Annotated in this window: 19 protein-coding genes; 15 read left to right on the plus strand and 4 right to left on the minus strand. The window is 32.7% G+C overall.

The genetic code is table 11. From position 1 onward, the window contains the following. Window positions 1–67 precede the first annotated feature (67 nt). Window positions 68–2068, minus strand: coding sequence for a YVTN family beta-propeller repeat protein (locus tag AC3WTI_RS02375; protein WP_492304297.1), 2001 nt, complete (start codon window positions 2066–2068; stop codon window positions 68–70). Window positions 2069–2442: 374 nt separating this feature from the next. Between AC3WTI_RS02375 and AC3WTI_RS02380 the strand changes: the two genes are divergently transcribed. The 6 genes from AC3WTI_RS02380 (at window position 2443) to AC3WTI_RS02405 (ending at window position 6594) form a co-directional block, all read left to right on the plus strand. Further along, complete coding sequence (locus tag AC3WTI_RS02380) at window positions 2443–2694, plus strand: DUF3947 family protein (RefSeq protein WP_087956641.1); 252 nt, start codon at window positions 2443–2445, stop codon at window positions 2692–2694. 597 nt (window positions 2695–3291) lie between these two features. Further along, the gene (locus tag AC3WTI_RS02385; RefSeq protein WP_097841461.1) at window positions 3292–3792 is read left to right on the plus strand and encodes a sigma-70 family RNA polymerase sigma factor; all 501 of its coding nucleotides are present in this window, start codon (window positions 3292–3294) and stop codon (window positions 3790–3792) included. Then, window positions 3782–4804 (plus strand): anti-sigma factor, encoded by a 1023-nt coding sequence (locus AC3WTI_RS02390; protein ID WP_097841462.1) that lies wholly within the window; start codon window positions 3782–3784, stop codon window positions 4802–4804. Before AC3WTI_RS02385 ends, AC3WTI_RS02390 begins: the two co-directional genes overlap by 11 nt. Then, window positions 4786–5097 (plus strand): hypothetical protein, encoded by a 312-nt coding sequence (locus AC3WTI_RS02395; protein WP_087956376.1) that lies wholly within the window; start codon window positions 4786–4788, stop codon window positions 5095–5097. Before AC3WTI_RS02390 ends, AC3WTI_RS02395 begins: the two co-directional genes overlap by 19 nt. Window positions 5098–5339: 242 nt before the next feature. Further along, window positions 5340–5876 (plus strand): C1q-like domain-containing protein, encoded by a 537-nt coding sequence (locus AC3WTI_RS02400; protein WP_087956378.1) that lies wholly within the window; start codon window positions 5340–5342, stop codon window positions 5874–5876. Between the two features lie 136 nt (window positions 5877–6012). Continuing rightward, window positions 6013–6594 (plus strand): complement C1q domain-containing protein, encoded by a 582-nt coding sequence (locus AC3WTI_RS02405; protein ID WP_087956379.1) that lies wholly within the window; start codon window positions 6013–6015, stop codon window positions 6592–6594. An 833-nt stretch (window positions 6595–7427) separates the two neighbouring features. On the opposite strand, the gene AC3WTI_RS02410 is transcribed toward AC3WTI_RS02405, so the two are convergent. After that, window positions 7428–7622, minus strand: coding sequence for a hypothetical protein (locus AC3WTI_RS02410; protein WP_097841464.1), 195 nt, complete (start codon window positions 7620–7622; stop codon window positions 7428–7430). 279 nt (window positions 7623–7901) lie between these two features. On the opposite strand from AC3WTI_RS02410, the gene AC3WTI_RS02415 reads away from it, so the two are divergent. The 4 genes from AC3WTI_RS02415 (at window position 7902) to AC3WTI_RS02430 (ending at window position 11515) form a co-directional block, all read left to right on the plus strand. Beyond that, on the plus strand, window positions 7902–8915 hold the full coding sequence (locus AC3WTI_RS02415) for a glycoside hydrolase family 25 protein (protein ID WP_087956381.1): 1014 nt from the start codon (window positions 7902–7904) through the stop codon (window positions 8913–8915). Between the two features lie 194 nt (window positions 8916–9109). Continuing rightward, complete coding sequence (locus tag AC3WTI_RS02420) at window positions 9110–9961, plus strand: peptidylprolyl isomerase PrsA (RefSeq protein ID WP_097841465.1); 852 nt, start codon at window positions 9110–9112, stop codon at window positions 9959–9961. 492 nt (window positions 9962–10453) lie between these two features. Next, on the plus strand, window positions 10454–10675 hold the full coding sequence (locus tag AC3WTI_RS02425) for a hypothetical protein (protein WP_087956383.1): 222 nt from the start codon (window positions 10454–10456) through the stop codon (window positions 10673–10675). 504 nt (window positions 10676–11179) lie between these two features. Then, a complete protein-coding gene (locus AC3WTI_RS02430; protein ID WP_097841466.1) occupies window positions 11180–11515 on the plus strand; it encodes a YolD-like family protein in 336 nt (111 codons plus the stop codon). Between the two features lie 215 nt (window positions 11516–11730). On the opposite strand, the gene gerPF is transcribed toward AC3WTI_RS02430, so the two are convergent. Next, on the minus strand, window positions 11731–11946 hold the full coding sequence (gene gerPF / locus AC3WTI_RS02435; RefSeq protein WP_033659688.1) for a spore germination protein GerPF: 216 nt from the start codon (window positions 11944–11946) through the stop codon (window positions 11731–11733). Window positions 11947–12156: 210 nt separating this feature from the next. On the opposite strand from gerPF, the gene AC3WTI_RS02440 reads away from it, so the two are divergent. From AC3WTI_RS02440 to AC3WTI_RS02460, 5 genes are all read left to right on the plus strand, one after another. After that, complete coding sequence (locus AC3WTI_RS02440) at window positions 12157–12492, plus strand: hypothetical protein (protein ID WP_097841467.1); 336 nt, start codon at window positions 12157–12159, stop codon at window positions 12490–12492. A 41-nt stretch (window positions 12493–12533) separates the two neighbouring features. Beyond that, window positions 12534–12734, plus strand: coding sequence for a hypothetical protein (locus tag AC3WTI_RS02445; RefSeq protein ID WP_097841468.1), 201 nt, complete (start codon window positions 12534–12536; stop codon window positions 12732–12734). Between the two features lie 111 nt (window positions 12735–12845). Next, window positions 12846–13574 (plus strand): SDR family oxidoreductase, encoded by a 729-nt coding sequence (locus AC3WTI_RS02450; RefSeq protein WP_370452597.1) that lies wholly within the window; start codon window positions 12846–12848, stop codon window positions 13572–13574. A 186-nt stretch (window positions 13575–13760) separates the two neighbouring features. Continuing rightward, complete coding sequence (locus tag AC3WTI_RS02455; RefSeq protein ID WP_097841469.1) at window positions 13761–14420, plus strand: DUF6944 family repetitive protein; 660 nt, start codon at window positions 13761–13763, stop codon at window positions 14418–14420. 201 nt (window positions 14421–14621) lie between these two features. Further along, entirely contained in the window at window positions 14622–14834 is a 213-nt protein-coding gene (locus AC3WTI_RS02460) for a YqaE/Pmp3 family membrane protein (RefSeq protein WP_087956389.1), read from the plus strand. 63 nt (window positions 14835–14897) lie between these two features. Here AC3WTI_RS02460 and AC3WTI_RS02465 read toward each other — a convergent pair whose 3' ends face one another. Beyond that, complete coding sequence (locus tag AC3WTI_RS02465; RefSeq protein ID WP_000423628.1) at window positions 14898–15104, minus strand: KTSC domain-containing protein; 207 nt, start codon at window positions 15102–15104, stop codon at window positions 14898–14900. Window positions 15105–15573: the final 469 nt, after the last annotated feature.

Below are 15573 nucleotides of genomic sequence, written 5' to 3' on the forward strand. Positions count from 1 at the left end.
TGAATATAAAATTTTTAAGGAACATAAAAAAAAACAGAGAGACATATTTTTTGTCTCTCTGTTTTTTTTATTCACAAATAGTTCCAGTTGCTATACCAGTTGGAGCAACTCCTACTGGAACCGTATCTATAACCGCATTTGTAGCAGTATTGATAACAGAAACAGTATTGCTACCTTGGTTTGTAACGTAGGCGAGAGTGCCATCTGGTATGATGGTTACTTGATCCGGGGATGAAGCAACAGGAATTGTATCAATAACAGTATTAGTCGCCACACTTATTACCGAGACATTATTACTAACTTTATTTACAACGTAAATACGAGTGCCATCCGGTGTAATATCTATACCAACCGGTTCAGAACCTACGCTAATTGTATCAATAACAGTATTAGTAGCGGTGTTAATAACAGAAACAGTATTGCTGTTTTGATTTGTTACATACGCACGAGTACCATCTAGTGTAAAGACGATTATTCTAGGGCGAATGCCAACTGGAATGGTAGAGCTAACTGTATTTGTAGCAGTATTAATAACAGAAATATTGTTGCTTAATTCGTTTGCAACATATGCAAGGGTTCCATTTGGTGAAACCGTGATTCCTTGCGGATCGTTACCAACAGGGATGGTATCAATAACTGTGTTAGTAGCGGCATTAATAACAGAAACATCATCACTCGCGTGGTTTCCAACATATACAGTTGTGTTATTTGGAGAAACAGCTACGCCAATTGGATCAGCCCCAACAGGAATGGTAGCAATAACAGTATTCGTAGCAGTATCAATTACAGAAACTGTATCAGAAAAAATGTTGGTAACATAAGCACGAGCACCATTTGGTGAAACTGTTACTTCAAGAGGTGCATTACCTACAGTAATTGTATCAACCACTGTATTTGTTCCGGTGTTAATTACAGATACTGTATCATTTGTAGGGTCATCTATAGCTCCTGCGTTTGTAACATAAACAAGGAAATTACATGCAGGTCCAGTTGGTCCGGTTGGCCCAGTTGGCCCAGTTGGCCCAGTCGGTCCCGGTGGACATTCACAATCTCCAGTCGGTCCTGGTGGTCCTTCTGGTCCTTGAAGCCCTTGCACACCTTGAGGTCCAGTCGGCCCTTCCGGTCCTTCCGGTCCTTGAATGCCTTGCACACCTTGAGGTCCAGTCGGCCCTTCGATTCCTTCTGGCCCTTGAAGCCCTTGCACACCTTGAGGTCCAGTCGCTCCTTCTGGTCCTTCCGGCCATTGAATGCCTTGTATACCCTGAGGTCCAGTCGGCCCTGGTGGTCCAGGAACTCCCATTCCAGTTCCAGAACCAGTGGGTCCTGGTGGCCCAGGCGGTCCTTGAATGCCTTGCACACCTTGAGGTCCAGTCGGCCCTTCCGGTCCCTCTGGTCCTTGAAGCCCTTCCACGCCTTGAGGCCCAGTCGGTCCTGCAAGTCCTTCCGGTCCTTGAAGCCCTTGCACACCTTGAGGCCCAGTCGCTCCTTCTGGTCCTTCTGGCCCTTGAATACCTTGCACACCTTGAGGTCCAGTCGCTCCTTTAGGCCCTGGAAACCCTCTAGGCCCAGTCGCTCCAGTAGGACCGGGTGTTCCGGTAATGTTTAATAGAGAACTATTCAATATACCTTGCAAAATTAAGTTGAATGTTTGTTGTAACAATGGGTCCGATATATTGGAACAACTAATGAGCGAAGATAAATTTTGGAATAGAAATTGGAATAACGCAGAGATTTGAGTAAGAGATGCAGTAGGTAAGGAATTGATTAATTGAGTTATAGTTCGTATAACTAAATTTCTATTTGGAGTATTTGGTTGCACTGTAATGATTAAATCATTTAATGCCTGCAATGCAGATTGGAGTATTTGTATAGTTGTCGGATTTGGCGTGGTAAAGAAAGAAAGGATAGCTTGGTTTAATTGGTTAATTAGGGACAATAATTCTTGTTGCTGAGAAAATGAGAAAAAAACAGGTGTACAACAATTACTTTGATCGCAAGAGGATATAGAAATAAAACAGGGGAATTGGAATTTTTCGCAAGGATCGTTTGAGTTTTGATTATTTTTCATAATTACCTCCTTTTAAAAAATTTAAATAGTAAGTACATGTGATAATCAATATTTGTTTCTAGATGTAAAGTGCTTATGAGTATAAGTTATATGTGATATACCCAGGAATGTTTTGTAAAAGTATATGTAAACAAAATAAAGGTGTTCTTATGAGACTAGTAGTATTGTAAAGATTTGATGATAATTATAAGTTTAATTGAATTAGGATCTAATACAATTCCATATAGAATTTTACGTAAGGTTATTTAATAATTGAAACGAGTAAGTGAAATAATGGAATGTTACTAAAAGCAAGTGTACTAGTTTTCAGCACTTCCTAAAAAAAGAATCATACTATGGTTTGTAATAGCTTATATGGAAGCGAGTTGAAAATAATGTTTTATTCATATTTTGCTACTCCAGCTGGTATGCGACCTGCGTATGGTACATCAATAACATTTAGCGGAGCACAAAGTACAGTTCAAGCTGTTCAACAAGCGTTACAAATGCAACAACAAATGCAAATGCAGCAACAAGGTATCCAGCCGTATTATTCATCCATGGAGTATTTTTACCCAGTGCATCAAATCACACCGTATGGAAGTTCTTTTCTTACTATCCCATATGGAACTGTATTTAATCTATAAATTGAAAGTTTAATCAGTAGGGGGCAGATATCCTAAATTGATTATTAGTCTTCATCAATTGGACATATATGGGTAATCCGGCTCCTACCTAATTTTCTCGCATGTGCCAAATTTTTTTTGAAGGGTCTTATTACTCGTAAATGGCGAAGTGTATATGCAGGCGTCAAATATTCCCCACCTACTAATTGCAAATAACCAATGTGATAATCTCCGTACATACTATAAGTGGAGTTTTTTGATGAGAAGCTACCGATTAAAAAAGAATGTGAATTATATTATCATGACAAATGATGGTTAATAGCTTTGTATGAAAGGGTAAACGAACATTTACTTACGCGAATCAGGTCGAGACGCAACAATGAAGTATATCATGCAGTACGATTATTCTATGATTATTTAACTACAAGAACAGCCAAATATCAGAAATGTTTTTTCACTGATTTTGAAGGATATATACAGTCATAACATCATATATTTTGTTTATAATTGTAAGTAGTTATTGAAATGTATGAATGATGTTTCTTTTTTTATAAAAAAGGAAAAATAATGCAACTTTTTATTTTGCTTATTCGTGTTATATATGAAAGGAGGAGGGGGATGGAGATTGAAGAAATATATAAGGTTTATATAAACGATGTGTATCGGTATTTATTTTCCCTTTCTCGCAGCCATCACGTAGCGGAGGACTTGATGCAAGAGACTTTTTATCGAGCGTATCTTTATTTAGAAGACTATGAAAATCAAAAGGTAAAATCATGGCTTTTTAAAGTGGCATATCATACGTTTATTGATTTTGTTAGGAAAGAGAAAAAAGTAACTTTTGTAGGAACAGTGGAATTAGAGACAATACAAACTGGGGAATCTACAGAAGAGTATGTAGTCGCAAAAAATAGTTATGAAAAATTAATTCAGATTATTCATTCTTTGCCGGTGGTGGAGGCACAAGCTATTTTATTATGTGACGTACATCAATTAACGTACGAAGAGGGTGCTTCTGTATTAGATTTAAAGTTAAATACGTATAAAAGTCACATATTTCGTGGGAGAAAGAGATTAAAAGAATTGTTAAAGGAGGAAAAGAGTCAAAATGACAAATGATAAATTTCATTCTGAACAAGATGATTATAAAGAATTGTTACAAGAAGCTCTTCATCAAAGACCGGATTCCCTTCCTGATGAAAAACAGGAGCAAGTGTTGAAAATAGGTAAAAAAAGAGCACGTATTACGAACGTTTTAATTGTATTTACATTTTTATTGCTTATTCAACCTATTCTATATATATCTACACTTTTATATTATACATTGGCACCTACAAACGCAATGGAGATACGAAATGTAGTAAATCAAACGTTAAGTGTAACAGAACCAAATGTTTTTTTGAAAGATAGGGATATGGAGCAAACATTGTTACCGCTTAGTTTGCAATTGCATTTTGATTTGTATAAAAGAGTAGGCAAGAAAGATATTCGAATAGGGGAAGAGAAAACAGATTATGTATTTAATAGGGCGACAAAAGTAAGTCGTGAATATACAACAGATGAAAAAATTCCAGAAATCCCATATGTAGATAACGAGGTATTGTCTCACCCTAAAAACTATAATACGTCGTACAATAGTAGCGATGAAGCACAAGTATTAAAAGGCCTTCCACAAGAATCTGTTGTAGAAGCATTTGTATCTTTTAGGGAATTATTAAGTGTACAAGAGGTAACAGAAATGTTTCCTACTATTGATATTGTGTGGTATGCCGTTAATACAGGATTAGAGGAGAAGCAAATGAATGATGAGGGGATGTATGTAGCCCCGATTGGTTTTCCATCAGATATGATTTCAAGGCCAAGTGGTGCTTTTGTAAGTGATTCACCTCATGAGGAACAATTCATTGATGTTTTAAAGTCATTACAGAAGCATGAGAATTTAGCAGTGAAGCTATCTAGAGCGAAAGTATTAGAGTTGTCAAAGCGTATTTCTTTCCTTGAAAAAAATGGGGTGAAAACATACGGCGCAGTTGTAACTGGGCCTAAAGTAGAAATTCAAAAATTGATGAGCCACGAAAAAGTTAGAAACTTGAGAGTAGGTGAAGTGAGGTTATGGAATTGGCATTCTTAAAAAAAAGAAAGAAACATATTTATAAACAGGAAACGTGGATGGGGACTATTTCATTAATTATTGCCTTTCTAGTGTTATTGTATTTGAACATTATATTGCTTATTCAAGAAACATTCATAGATAAAGGTTTTCTACAAATAGTGGGTATTGGAGTGGTGTGCTCAGTTGTAGGTATGATCACAAAAAGCAAAAGTCGAAAATATGCATTGTGGGCATGTAGTTTATTTATTTTTATGCTGCTGTTTGCTTTATTTGGATTTATATTCGGTTGGATGATAAGCTTTGGGCCATAAATATGCGGGAAAGAGCGAATGTAGATTCGCTTTTTTTATGTATTGGAAGTAAAATTCATAAGAGAAGAATCTATCAAATTTGAATAGAATGCACTATACATCTAGATTGTGGTTTTATTAACATATTTTCGCTTACTCGTATATGAATAGGCGACAAGTATAGTGCTAAAATAATAGCTCGTCCAAACATTGCGAATCCCTCTTACATAATATGTAGTAATAAACATGAAAGGGGAACTAGTATGTCTTGCTATAACTATTGTAAGTATTGTAAAGAGTATAAAAAGAAACAGCATGATTGTTGTAAGAACACGAGTAAGTGTAATGACAACAAGGAAAAGCTTGTTAGGGCATCAGCATTTAGAGCTAGAAATACGGTGGATCAAGCGGTTCCTGCCAATACTTTTGTAAAGGTATTGTTCCAAAATGAACAATTTGATTTAGCAAATGAGTACGATGCAGCAACGTCTATTTTTATTCCGAAGACGAAAGGCGTTTATTCTATTATTGGAACGATTGGCTTTTTTCCAAACGATCCTAGCTTAAATTATAGAGCTCGTGTAGAAATTCGTGTGAATGGAAATGCGGCAATAGCTATAGATAATGACTTTTTCGGTCCAATAAGTTTTGGAAATGTAGTAAGTGTTTCGACAATCATTCAATTGAATGAAGGAGATCAAGTTGAGATTTATGCGCAAAGTAGCATAGACGGATTTTTAAGTCCTTTAGAAGACGGTGCACATTTTGAAGCGGCAAGATTCCCTTCTCCAATAAAATAAAGTCGAGTATAGAGAAGATAAAGAATAATCCTCACCAAAATGGTGGGGATATTTGATTATATTGAAAATAGTAATAGTTTGTCCAAACAATTCTTAACTATGTTACATAGTATGTAATAATAAGTTTAAAGGGGGAATTACTACGTCTTATTATTACTGTAAGTATTGTAAAGATTACAAAGAGAAAAATCATGTTTGTTTTAGAAAAAATAGTCAGTGTGATAGAAAGTATGTAAAAGTGAATTGTTGTGATGATAAGAAAGAAAAACTTGTTAGGGCATCAGCATTTAGAGCTGTTAATACAATGAATCAACCTGTTACTGAAAATACGCCAGTTAAAGTATTATTTCAAAATGAACAGTTTGATCTAGCAAATGAATATAACCCAGCAACGTCTATTTTTATTCCGAAGACGAAAGGGGTATATAGTGTATTAGGGAATATAACATTTTCTCCAAATGATTTTAATGTAAATTACAGAGCTAGAGTTGAGATTCGTGTGAATGGAAATCCAGCAATAGCAATAGATAATGATTTCTTTGGGACTGGGGTGTTTTTTAATAATGATGTTTCAGTAACCTCTATTCTTCAATTAGAAGCAGGAGATTCAGTTGAAGTTTTTGCTGAGAGTAGTGTTGCTGGAGTAATTGTTCAAAATGTGAATGGTTTGAATACGGTTCATTTTGAAGCGGCAAGATTTCCATCTCCAATTAAATAATGAAGAGAATAAAATACTTTTCAGTAGGTTTAGTGAATCCCCTTTACCAAATGGTAGGGGATTATTATTGTTTTTCTAAAATATATAAGTAAACAGGTTAAATGTAGTTTATTTCAGGAGCATTTCGGATGATAGGAAGTAAGGGTGAGAGAGCTATCTTATTTTGAGTATTAAATTTTTTACAGATAATAAAAGAGTATAACGAAATTAGTAACATGATGATTACATTTACTAGTTATTTTACGTGTTTTCTTTACTATATAGAAATTACATATTTAACGTAGGGTTGTGTAGGTACTGTTATTGTATGGAAAGGAAAAATAGTAAGGAAATTACAATATATAAAAATAAAATAAATCCTAAGATGAGTAGTATTGGATGCAACTTGAACATGTTTGACCTCCTTGAGTATATAAAGATTTTAATACATCTATAGTCAATTTAGAAGGGAAATATATTAGATAAATATAAAGTTTGAATGAATACACTAATGTAACAGAGGAGTATATATAATAAATAATGAAGTATTATTGAGTTCACATTGATTAAATTGTTTGTAAGTAAGCAGGAGGGGATTACTTTTGAAATATAAAAATAAACAGGCTTATATGCACAAGATGAGGGATAAATAAAAAAAGAGCATACATAAACAGTACGCTCTAAAGAAAGATAGGTTTTATGAGTGGATAATCTCCATACGATAATATATGTTCAGTTAATAAAAACGTGTGAGAAATCAATAGATTATCAATGGAATATCATGAAATGAGTAATTGTGGTCTTTACCGAAGTTGTTTAGCTAACTAAATAGTTAGGATTATGAATAGTACAGTTTAACAACCAGATAGTGATTGTACTTCCGTTTTGTATTTCTTATAGTCTGGATATTGCGTAATAGTTTGACACTTAGGTGTGGAAAGTTGATTAATTATAGAAACATTTGTAATTACCTCGTTAAAAGGGCCGAAAAATGTAATTTTTAGTTTTGAATTTGGTGGAACTTTGACCACGATAGGTTTTTTTTCCATGAAATCAGCTCCTAAGACGCAGTATTGTATACTGCGTTTTTGTTTAGTTTGTAAAGGCGTATGAATATATAATATGAAATTTTTAATTGAGTTGATAATGATATGGAGTTTTATGGTGTGATTAGATTATGAAAAATTAGTAGAAATGCAATTAAAAGATTGTATATTTTTAAAAAAATATAGATACTCTCTTATTTATATTATAGATAGCTAGTTAGGCATAAGGAGCTTTCGCCAAAACTAGCTTTGAATATAATAATAAAAAGGAGATGAATTGTATTGGGGTATATTATCGATATTTCAAAATGGAATGGAACGATTAATTGGGATACTGCGGCATCTCAGCTAGATTTAGTTATCGCTAGAGTTCAAGATGGTTCGAATACAGTAGATTATATGTATCAACATTATGTGAATGAAATGAAGAAACATAGTATCCCATTTGGTAATTATGCATTTTGTCGCTTTATATCTATTGCTGATGCAAGGAAAGAGGCACAAGATTTTTGGAATCGTGGTGATAAATCTGCTAAGTTTTGGGTGGTGGACGTAGAAATTCAAACAATGATGGATATGCAAGGAGGGACACAAGCATATATAGACGAATTACGCCGTCTAGGTGCGAAAAAAATAGGGTTATATGTGGGGCATCATACGTATGTATCATTTGGAGCGCGTAATATTGAAGTAGACTTTCTATGGATTCCTCGTTATGGAGGGAATAAGCCAGCATATCCGTGTGATATTTGGCAATATACTGATTCGGGAAATGTTCCGGGTATTGGGAAATGTGATTTAAACCAATTAATAGGAAATAAGTCGCTTTCCTGGTTTATAGGTTTGGATCAAATAAATCAATCTATTCAATCCGGCAAAGAGGATAAACAGCAATCAAATGGAATAGGTATTGCAGTTTCAAAATATCCTGATGGATATGGTATAAACGTATATGAAAATCCTGTAAATCCCCAGTTTACAGGTATAATCACTTCAAAAATTCCATATGTAGTCTTACATGGTTATTGGGGAGGCGCAGATGAAGATATGATTTGCTTAGGCAATGATAAACAATGGGTATATGTAAAAAATTTTGATGTGAAATGGTTTTATGCCTCTTCAAAATATCCCGTTGGGTATGGAGTTAACTATTATGCAGAGCCTGAATGTATAAATAATAAAGGAAGTATAGATGGATCGAAACCTTTTCGTGTGTGGGGGAGAGTGAAAAATGCGATAGATATCGGGCAAAATAATTGGATACTTGAAGAACATGTAACTATTAATTTACTATAAATAATTGCATGTTTTTAAGAATACGTAAAGGGTCATATTACAGATACATAGTAAGATGACCTTTAATATTTGAACAAAAAGTACATGATACATAGTTTATTCAAATGAAATGAATTACATGTAGAAAACACATTGTTTACACAACAACACTGTATAGTTATTCTTATATAATAATAAAAGCGAGGTATTTTGAATTGAAAAAGAAAAAGTTATTTTTAGGAACAATTATTTCATGCGTAGTATTGGCATTATCTGCATGTGGTTCCTCAGGCAACGTAGTAACATCAAAAGTAGGAAATGTTACAGAGAAAGAGTTAAGCAAAGAGTTAAGACAAAAATATGGGGAAAATACTTTATATCAAATGGTGTTAAGTAAGGCATTGCTAGATAAATATAAAGTTTCAGATGAAGAAGCAAAAAAACAAGTAGAAGAAGCAAAAGATAAAATGGGCGACAACTTCAAATCGACTCTAGAGCAAGTTGGATTGAAAAATGAAGATGAATTAAAAGAAAAAATGAAGCCAGAAATTGCATTTGAAAAAGCGATTAAAGCTACTGTCACAGAAAAAGATGTCAAAGATAACTATAAACCAGAACTGAAAGTAAGTCACATTTTAGTGAAAGATGAAAAGACTGCTAAAGAAGTGAAAGAGAAAGTAAATAAAGGTGAAGACTTTGCGGCTTTAGCGAAGCAATACTCAGAGGACACTGGTTCAAAAGAACAAGGCGGAGAAATAACTGGTTTTGCTCCAGGGCAAACGGTGAAAGAATTTGAGGAAGCTGCATATAAATTAGATGCAGGACAAGTAAGTGATCCGGTAAAAACAACTTACGGTTACCATATTATTAAAGTGACAGATAAAAAAGAATTGAAGCCATTTAATGAAGTGAAAGATGATATTCGTAAAGATTTAGAACAGCAAAGACTACAGGACACGACAGGTAAATGGAAGCAACAAGTAGTCAATGATTTATTGAAAGATGCTGATATTAAGGTGAATGATAAAGAATTTAAAAATACATTTGAATTTCTAGAAAAGAAATAATGACTGTAATTAGAAAAGGGAACCTATATAGGTTCCCTTTTCTAGTTAGTGTGTGAGTTATAAATAGATAGTAAGACAATACAATATTACATATAAATATTAAGAATTACAATGGGAATTTATGTATTTTTAAAAAGTGAAATAATCATTACTTTATAGAATATTGATATTATAATGTTTTGTTTGATTAATTTTATTAAATATAAAGCAAATTTATTAACCTTATCCCACTATTTGTAGGCAGTATCATTTGCGTGGGCTAATTATTAGTCGGAATAAACAAAACTTGAATTGATTTAAGTTTTACTTTACAGATGTTGATAAACATAATTTGCAGAATAAAACATACAATAATATTGATGCTAAATGAAGGGGAAAGTAGAGCATTCTATTAAAATGGATGTTCTTTTTAGTATGGAATTTTCAGAGGAAGAATGAACATTGTTACATTGATTTTTGAATAGATAAATATATTACGTAGGAGGAGAACATGTGAAAGTAATCTTTCAAAGAGAAGGCGCAGGGAAAATTTTTGAATCGCATGATGAGGATGTAAGTAACTTATTAGCGATTTTAAAAGAAACGAAAGGGATTAAGATCGGGATGGTTGAGTATGAAGTATTAAAGTACGAATTAGAGTATTTTCGTAACCCTAAAAAAGCAGTAACAGAGAGGGAGTTACATATAATAGTACAACCAAAATATATTGAATAATTAGAAGTAATTATTTATAAGTCATATACAGTATGTACGAAAAGAGAGTGCTTAAACTACTCTTTTTTCATAGAAATTTTGTGAGTTCGTTCTGTATAATATATGCTTTCGTTTATAGATGGTTAATAAACTCGAAAATTAAAACTTTTTTGTTGATTTGTGAACGTCCTATTAAATAAGAAGTGAAAGGCTCATTTGATGAAGAAAAAATAAATGATTTAAATTATAAAAATATAAATAAATCTCTTCTCAAAAGAACGTAGGTTCGTGTATAATTAGAACGAATGTTCTTGTTGTGTGGATAGTATACGATTTAGAAAGAACGCGAAACATTATTTACGGACAGTTAATTTTCAATTTACTTTCCTCGCCTGTAACGCATATTGAGGTATGAGCTTTATTGTCTATTCATGTGGGATAAATATGAGTCAAGCAATTATGAAAGAATAATCGAAGAACAACATGTATGAAATCAAATGGATAAATGATCAAGGAGATTAAGAAATGAATATTGTAAAAGTGCAAAAAGAAGAAAGAGAATGGGTTCCATTTACAGTCATGTCGGAACAGTTGTTAAGTATGCGAAAGGTTGTTGGGGAAAAGTTTAAAGTACAAAAACCGCTTTTAACAAACGAAGCGAAAGAGAACATTTCAGATAAATTATTAACGTCGTTATTGTCTGAGAAAGAAATATTAGTGACATATTTTGAAGATGGATACATACTAACAAGCTATATGACAGTTGTACATATAAACCCGCTAAAGCGCATTGTAATATGTACTGACGCTTTTTATAAAACATACGTATTTAATACTGGGGATATTATTGAAATAACATAAAGGAAGCTGAAATTTAAGTTTTAGCTTTTTTATTTTTGTTAGATGAGGGATAGAAATAATGAAACGAAAAAGCAGCTAGCTTCAGACTAGCTGCTAAGCCCCAGGGAAAGGGAGAAAAAGATAGGGTACTCCAAAAATCAATAATAGCTGTGTAACAGCCTGATTATAGTATAGACAAATTCAAAATTTCTAAACCAGAACGATAAAAAATAGGATTAGGCTGTACCCACTTGGTTTTGATCTGCAAGGTCAGAATCAAACGTATTAGTCGCGCTCACGCCATTAAAAGTATTAACAACAAAACCGACGTTTGAAGCACCGGAACCATTATAAGCCTTCGTATTTTCTTTCGGAGAAACGTTGTAGAAATCACCTAAGTTAAATGATCCGTTACTGTTTTGTACAACTAAATTTCCTACAATTGATGGCATACATTTTCACCCGCTTTACAATCATTTGTTAACACTACTATATGTCCGTATAGTCCAAATGGTTCATGTAACAAAAATTGTGGAATAGTAAATCGTTTGAAGTGTAGTTTAATCCTACAATAAAAGTATGTTAAAATTAATGTAAGGTTGAGTAATTAAAAATAACAATTGTATAATTAATATATACGAAATCAAAGGAGGCAAAATGTAATGAATAATGTTATAAAAAAAGTAGATTTAACAGATGCAAAATCAAGTAATCTTGTTGCACTTATTTATAGCAATGAAGTTATATTGGTTGAAGAAGCATTTTGTCCAAATGAAATAAAATTAAAGTTTAATGAAATTGCAATTTTATCTGCCATTAAAACAGCACATATAATGAAAGTATCCATTAGAAAAGAACTGGAAGCAATTTTTCATGACACTGGTGTTTTATTTGTGAAGCATAGTGTTGAGTATGGTAACAGTCAATCTATTACTATGCATTTTGAGCAATTTAAAAAGTTGCAGCATGAGATTGAGAATTTAAAGAAAAGTATGTAATCAGACTAGATGAAGATTCTTTCATAGAGGTGAACTGTTCTATGTTGAAAAAATGGTTTGAAAATTTTTTGAATGAAAATCACTGTAAACATAAATATATTTTTATTAAGATGCAGGATAATGAAGATTTTAAAAGTGGTAAGCTAGGTGTAGCTTATGTGTATCGGTGTAAGAAATGCGGGAAAGAGAAGCTGAAATTTAAAAACAATAACGAAATAAATAATGATTTTTTTGATACATAAAAAAGAGTAACCGTTATCGTTACTCTTTTTGCTTATATAAAAACTCCTTCTAAAGTATGAAATGAGTTGATACTTTAGTAATTAGCTGAATAAAAAAGAAGATAATAAAATATTGTAAAGGAGGAGAGAGGCTTGAAACGAAATAACAGTGGGAAAAGTGTAATTATTACAGGAGTGACGCAAGGGTTAGGTCGAGCAATGGTTGATCGATTTCATGAATTGGGATGGAATATATATGGGTGTGGACGTTCAAAAGATAAAATTGAAGAATTGAAAAAATATTACGGTAATACACATGATTTTCAAATAATTGATGTTTCAGATTCTCAGCAAGTAAGTGATTGGGCAAATTATATACTACATAGAAATAGAGCACCTGATTTGTTAATAAATAATGCATCGATTGTTAATAAAAATGCGCCACTCTGGAAAGTAACTGCTCAAGAATTCGAAAATGTAATGAATGTAAACGTAAACGGTGTAGTAAATGTAATTAGAGCATTTGTCCCAGCAATGATAGCTAGGAAAGAAGGAATGATTATTAATATGAGTTCTGGTTGGGGAAGAGAAGGAGAAGCTGAGCTTGCCCCATATTGTGCCTCAAAGTTTGCAATTGAAGGCATCACGAAATCTTTGGCACTGGAATTGCCTTATGGTATGGCTGTTGTTGCTTTAGATCCGGGCGGAAGTATTAGCACCCCGATGCTATATTCATGTGCACCACAGTATGTAAATGAATCACCCACACCTGAAATGTGGTCACATCATGCGATTCCATATATATTAAAGATAACAATAGATAAAAATGGAGCTTCATTGACATGTCCAGAATGTACGTAAATATATATTGAATTGTCATATTTTTAGTACAATACACTTTGTCTAAAAAAGTACCTTTAAGGTGCTTTTTTGTATGATTAGCACATTATAGAATGCACAAAATTACATATAGAAAATAAATATGAGTTAAAGGATAGCATTTATGTATTTCGAAAGTAGTAGAAAATTTTTAAATGGGTGATAAAAATGAATCCAAGCGGTTTAAAAGTAACAGGAGCATGGTTTCAAGTAGGGGGAAATTTTACAGCGGCAATTGGGACGACAAGAGGATTTATCGGAGAAGAGAAAGTTGAATCAGATCTTGTAATTGTAGGAAGCTCATTACAAGCCCTCGGATATATATTGCAAATTATAGCGAGTAATGAAACTAAAGATGAAGGTGAAAGAGAAAATCAAAATACGTGTTTGAAAAATAAAAGTGAAATGCTTGATAAAATGGGCATTGAGTTATTAGCATTAGGGAATATATCAAATGTAATAGGAACATATATTAATATAAATAAACAATTGAAAGAGAATGATTATCTTATTATTGTCGGGAACAGTTTACAATCGATTGGTGCATTTTTAGGAGTGGAAGCGGCTTTGCTTGAGATGAAAGCAGTACAGAGAATTATAATATTAGGTAATTCTCTGCAAAGTTTAGGTGCTGGACTTCAAGCATATCAAGGTATTATTAATATATTAAATAACGAAATTGAAAAGGAGGACAGTGTGATTGATAAGAAAAATGAGAGAATAGTAGCACTCATTGGTGTTTGGATACAAGCGATAGGAACGGCTATTTCTGCGATTGGACTAACTTTAATAGAGAAAGAAGAAAGGTTAGATAAAATAATTATATGAAATTGTTTATATAAAGGAGATGTGTAAAATTTCAATTTTACATAAGTAGAAAAGTTGAAGTGGTAGGTTTTTTAGTATTAGAATAGAATATATAGCAGTAGAAAAGATAGTAGTGGTAAATATAGAAAGTATAAAAAATTGGTTTTATTTGCGTATGAAGTGAAGAGTGATTAAAAATACAAAGCAAGGAGTTTTCAAGAGATGATGTATTTGTTGGCAATTCTTCTTCCGCCTGTAGCTGTATTATTTTGTGGAAAACCATTTCAAGCAATAATTAACTTCATATTAACATTAATTTTTTGGGTTCCAGGCGTTATCCATGCGATATTAGTTGTACATGATAAAAAAGCAGATCGACGATTAAGAAAACAAATTCAAGCATATGATGAAATGAATAAGAGAAATAGAAGATAGTTGAGTCGTGAAATGAAAAAAGAAAGGGGGATTACCTCCTTTCTTTTTTCGTTTTGTTTAAGTTTAAATTTTAGTATAGCGGAAAGAATTTTTAATATAAGTATTGTGATAATTAGTTTTAGAGTGTGCGTTTAATAAACCGGTGTAAATGTTTTCTGGCACGTTAAAGAAATCATACATTCCATTCTTTAATTGAATACGTAAAATCATAGAAAATGGATTATAACCAACAGCAACTAAACTTTTTGAAATCACGGGAGATAGCTCCATTATTATGCAACTCCTCACTTTTCATTTTTAATAATTTCTTGTAGGTGTTGAGGTTGTAGTGTTGAAATTCTTATAAATAAAGAGGTATTATACTTATATGCAATATATTAAATGTTCGTTATACGTAATTATAAGGAAGTTCACACGAAGTACATATTGTTGTGCTATTTTTATTTCACCTTTGATTTATAAATAAGAAAATATTGACCATTTGAAAAAAAGGTATATTATTTATACGAGGTATTAAAAATTCACTTTTTACATTCTATGCTTAAAGGGGCAGCATTATTAGGAAAAATAGAAGTGAAAATAGTTTGTATAAGAAGTATTCTAAAAATTATAATCTGTGAATTAGGAAAATATTGAATGCTCCAGGTCAATACACTTTCTTAATTAATTACAGTTTAGAAAGTGACCTCAATATTTTTTAGTAAATCAACGGGAGAATTGAAAGGCAGGAGAAAGTAAC

The organism is Bacillus sp. EB106-02-03-XG38 (genome assembly GCF_058792175.1).

Coding starts and splice junctions, on each gene's coding strand:
- AC3WTI_RS02400 (WP_087956378.1), top strand. CDS start 5,340: ATGTCTTGCTATAACTATTGTAAGTATTGTAAAGAGTATAAAAAGAAA.
- AC3WTI_RS02440 (WP_097841467.1), top strand. CDS start 12,157: ATGAATAATGTTATAAAAAAAGTAGATTTAACAGATGCAAAATCAAGT.
- gerPF (WP_033659688.1), bottom strand. CDS start 11,946: ATGCCATCAATTGTAGGAAATTTAGTTGTACAAAACAGTAACGGATCA.
- AC3WTI_RS02395 (WP_087956376.1), top strand. CDS start 4,786: ATGGAATTGGCATTCTTAAAAAAAAGAAAGAAACATATTTATAAACAG.
- AC3WTI_RS02455 (WP_097841469.1), top strand. CDS start 13,761: ATGAATCCAAGCGGTTTAAAAGTAACAGGAGCATGGTTTCAAGTAGGG.
- AC3WTI_RS02445 (WP_097841468.1), top strand. CDS start 12,534: ATGTTGAAAAAATGGTTTGAAAATTTTTTGAATGAAAATCACTGTAAA.
- AC3WTI_RS02430 (WP_097841466.1), top strand. CDS start 11,180: ATGAATATTGTAAAAGTGCAAAAAGAAGAAAGAGAATGGGTTCCATTT.
- AC3WTI_RS02385 (WP_097841461.1), top strand. CDS start 3,292: ATGGAGATTGAAGAAATATATAAGGTTTATATAAACGATGTGTATCGG.
- AC3WTI_RS02410 (WP_097841464.1), bottom strand. CDS start 7,622: ATGGAAAAAAAACCTATCGTGGTCAAAGTTCCACCAAATTCAAAACTA.
- AC3WTI_RS02460 (WP_087956389.1), top strand. CDS start 14,622: ATGATGTATTTGTTGGCAATTCTTCTTCCGCCTGTAGCTGTATTATTT.
- AC3WTI_RS02390 (WP_097841462.1), top strand. CDS start 3,782: ATGACAAATGATAAATTTCATTCTGAACAAGATGATTATAAAGAATTG.
- AC3WTI_RS02380 (WP_087956641.1), top strand. CDS start 2,443: ATGTTTTATTCATATTTTGCTACTCCAGCTGGTATGCGACCTGCGTAT.
- AC3WTI_RS02375 (WP_492304297.1), bottom strand. CDS start 2,068: ATGAAAAATAATCAAAACTCAAACGATCCTTGCGAAAAATTCCAATTC.
- AC3WTI_RS02465 (WP_000423628.1), bottom strand. CDS start 15,104: ATGGAGCTATCTCCCGTGATTTCAAAAAGTTTAGTTGCTGTTGGTTAT.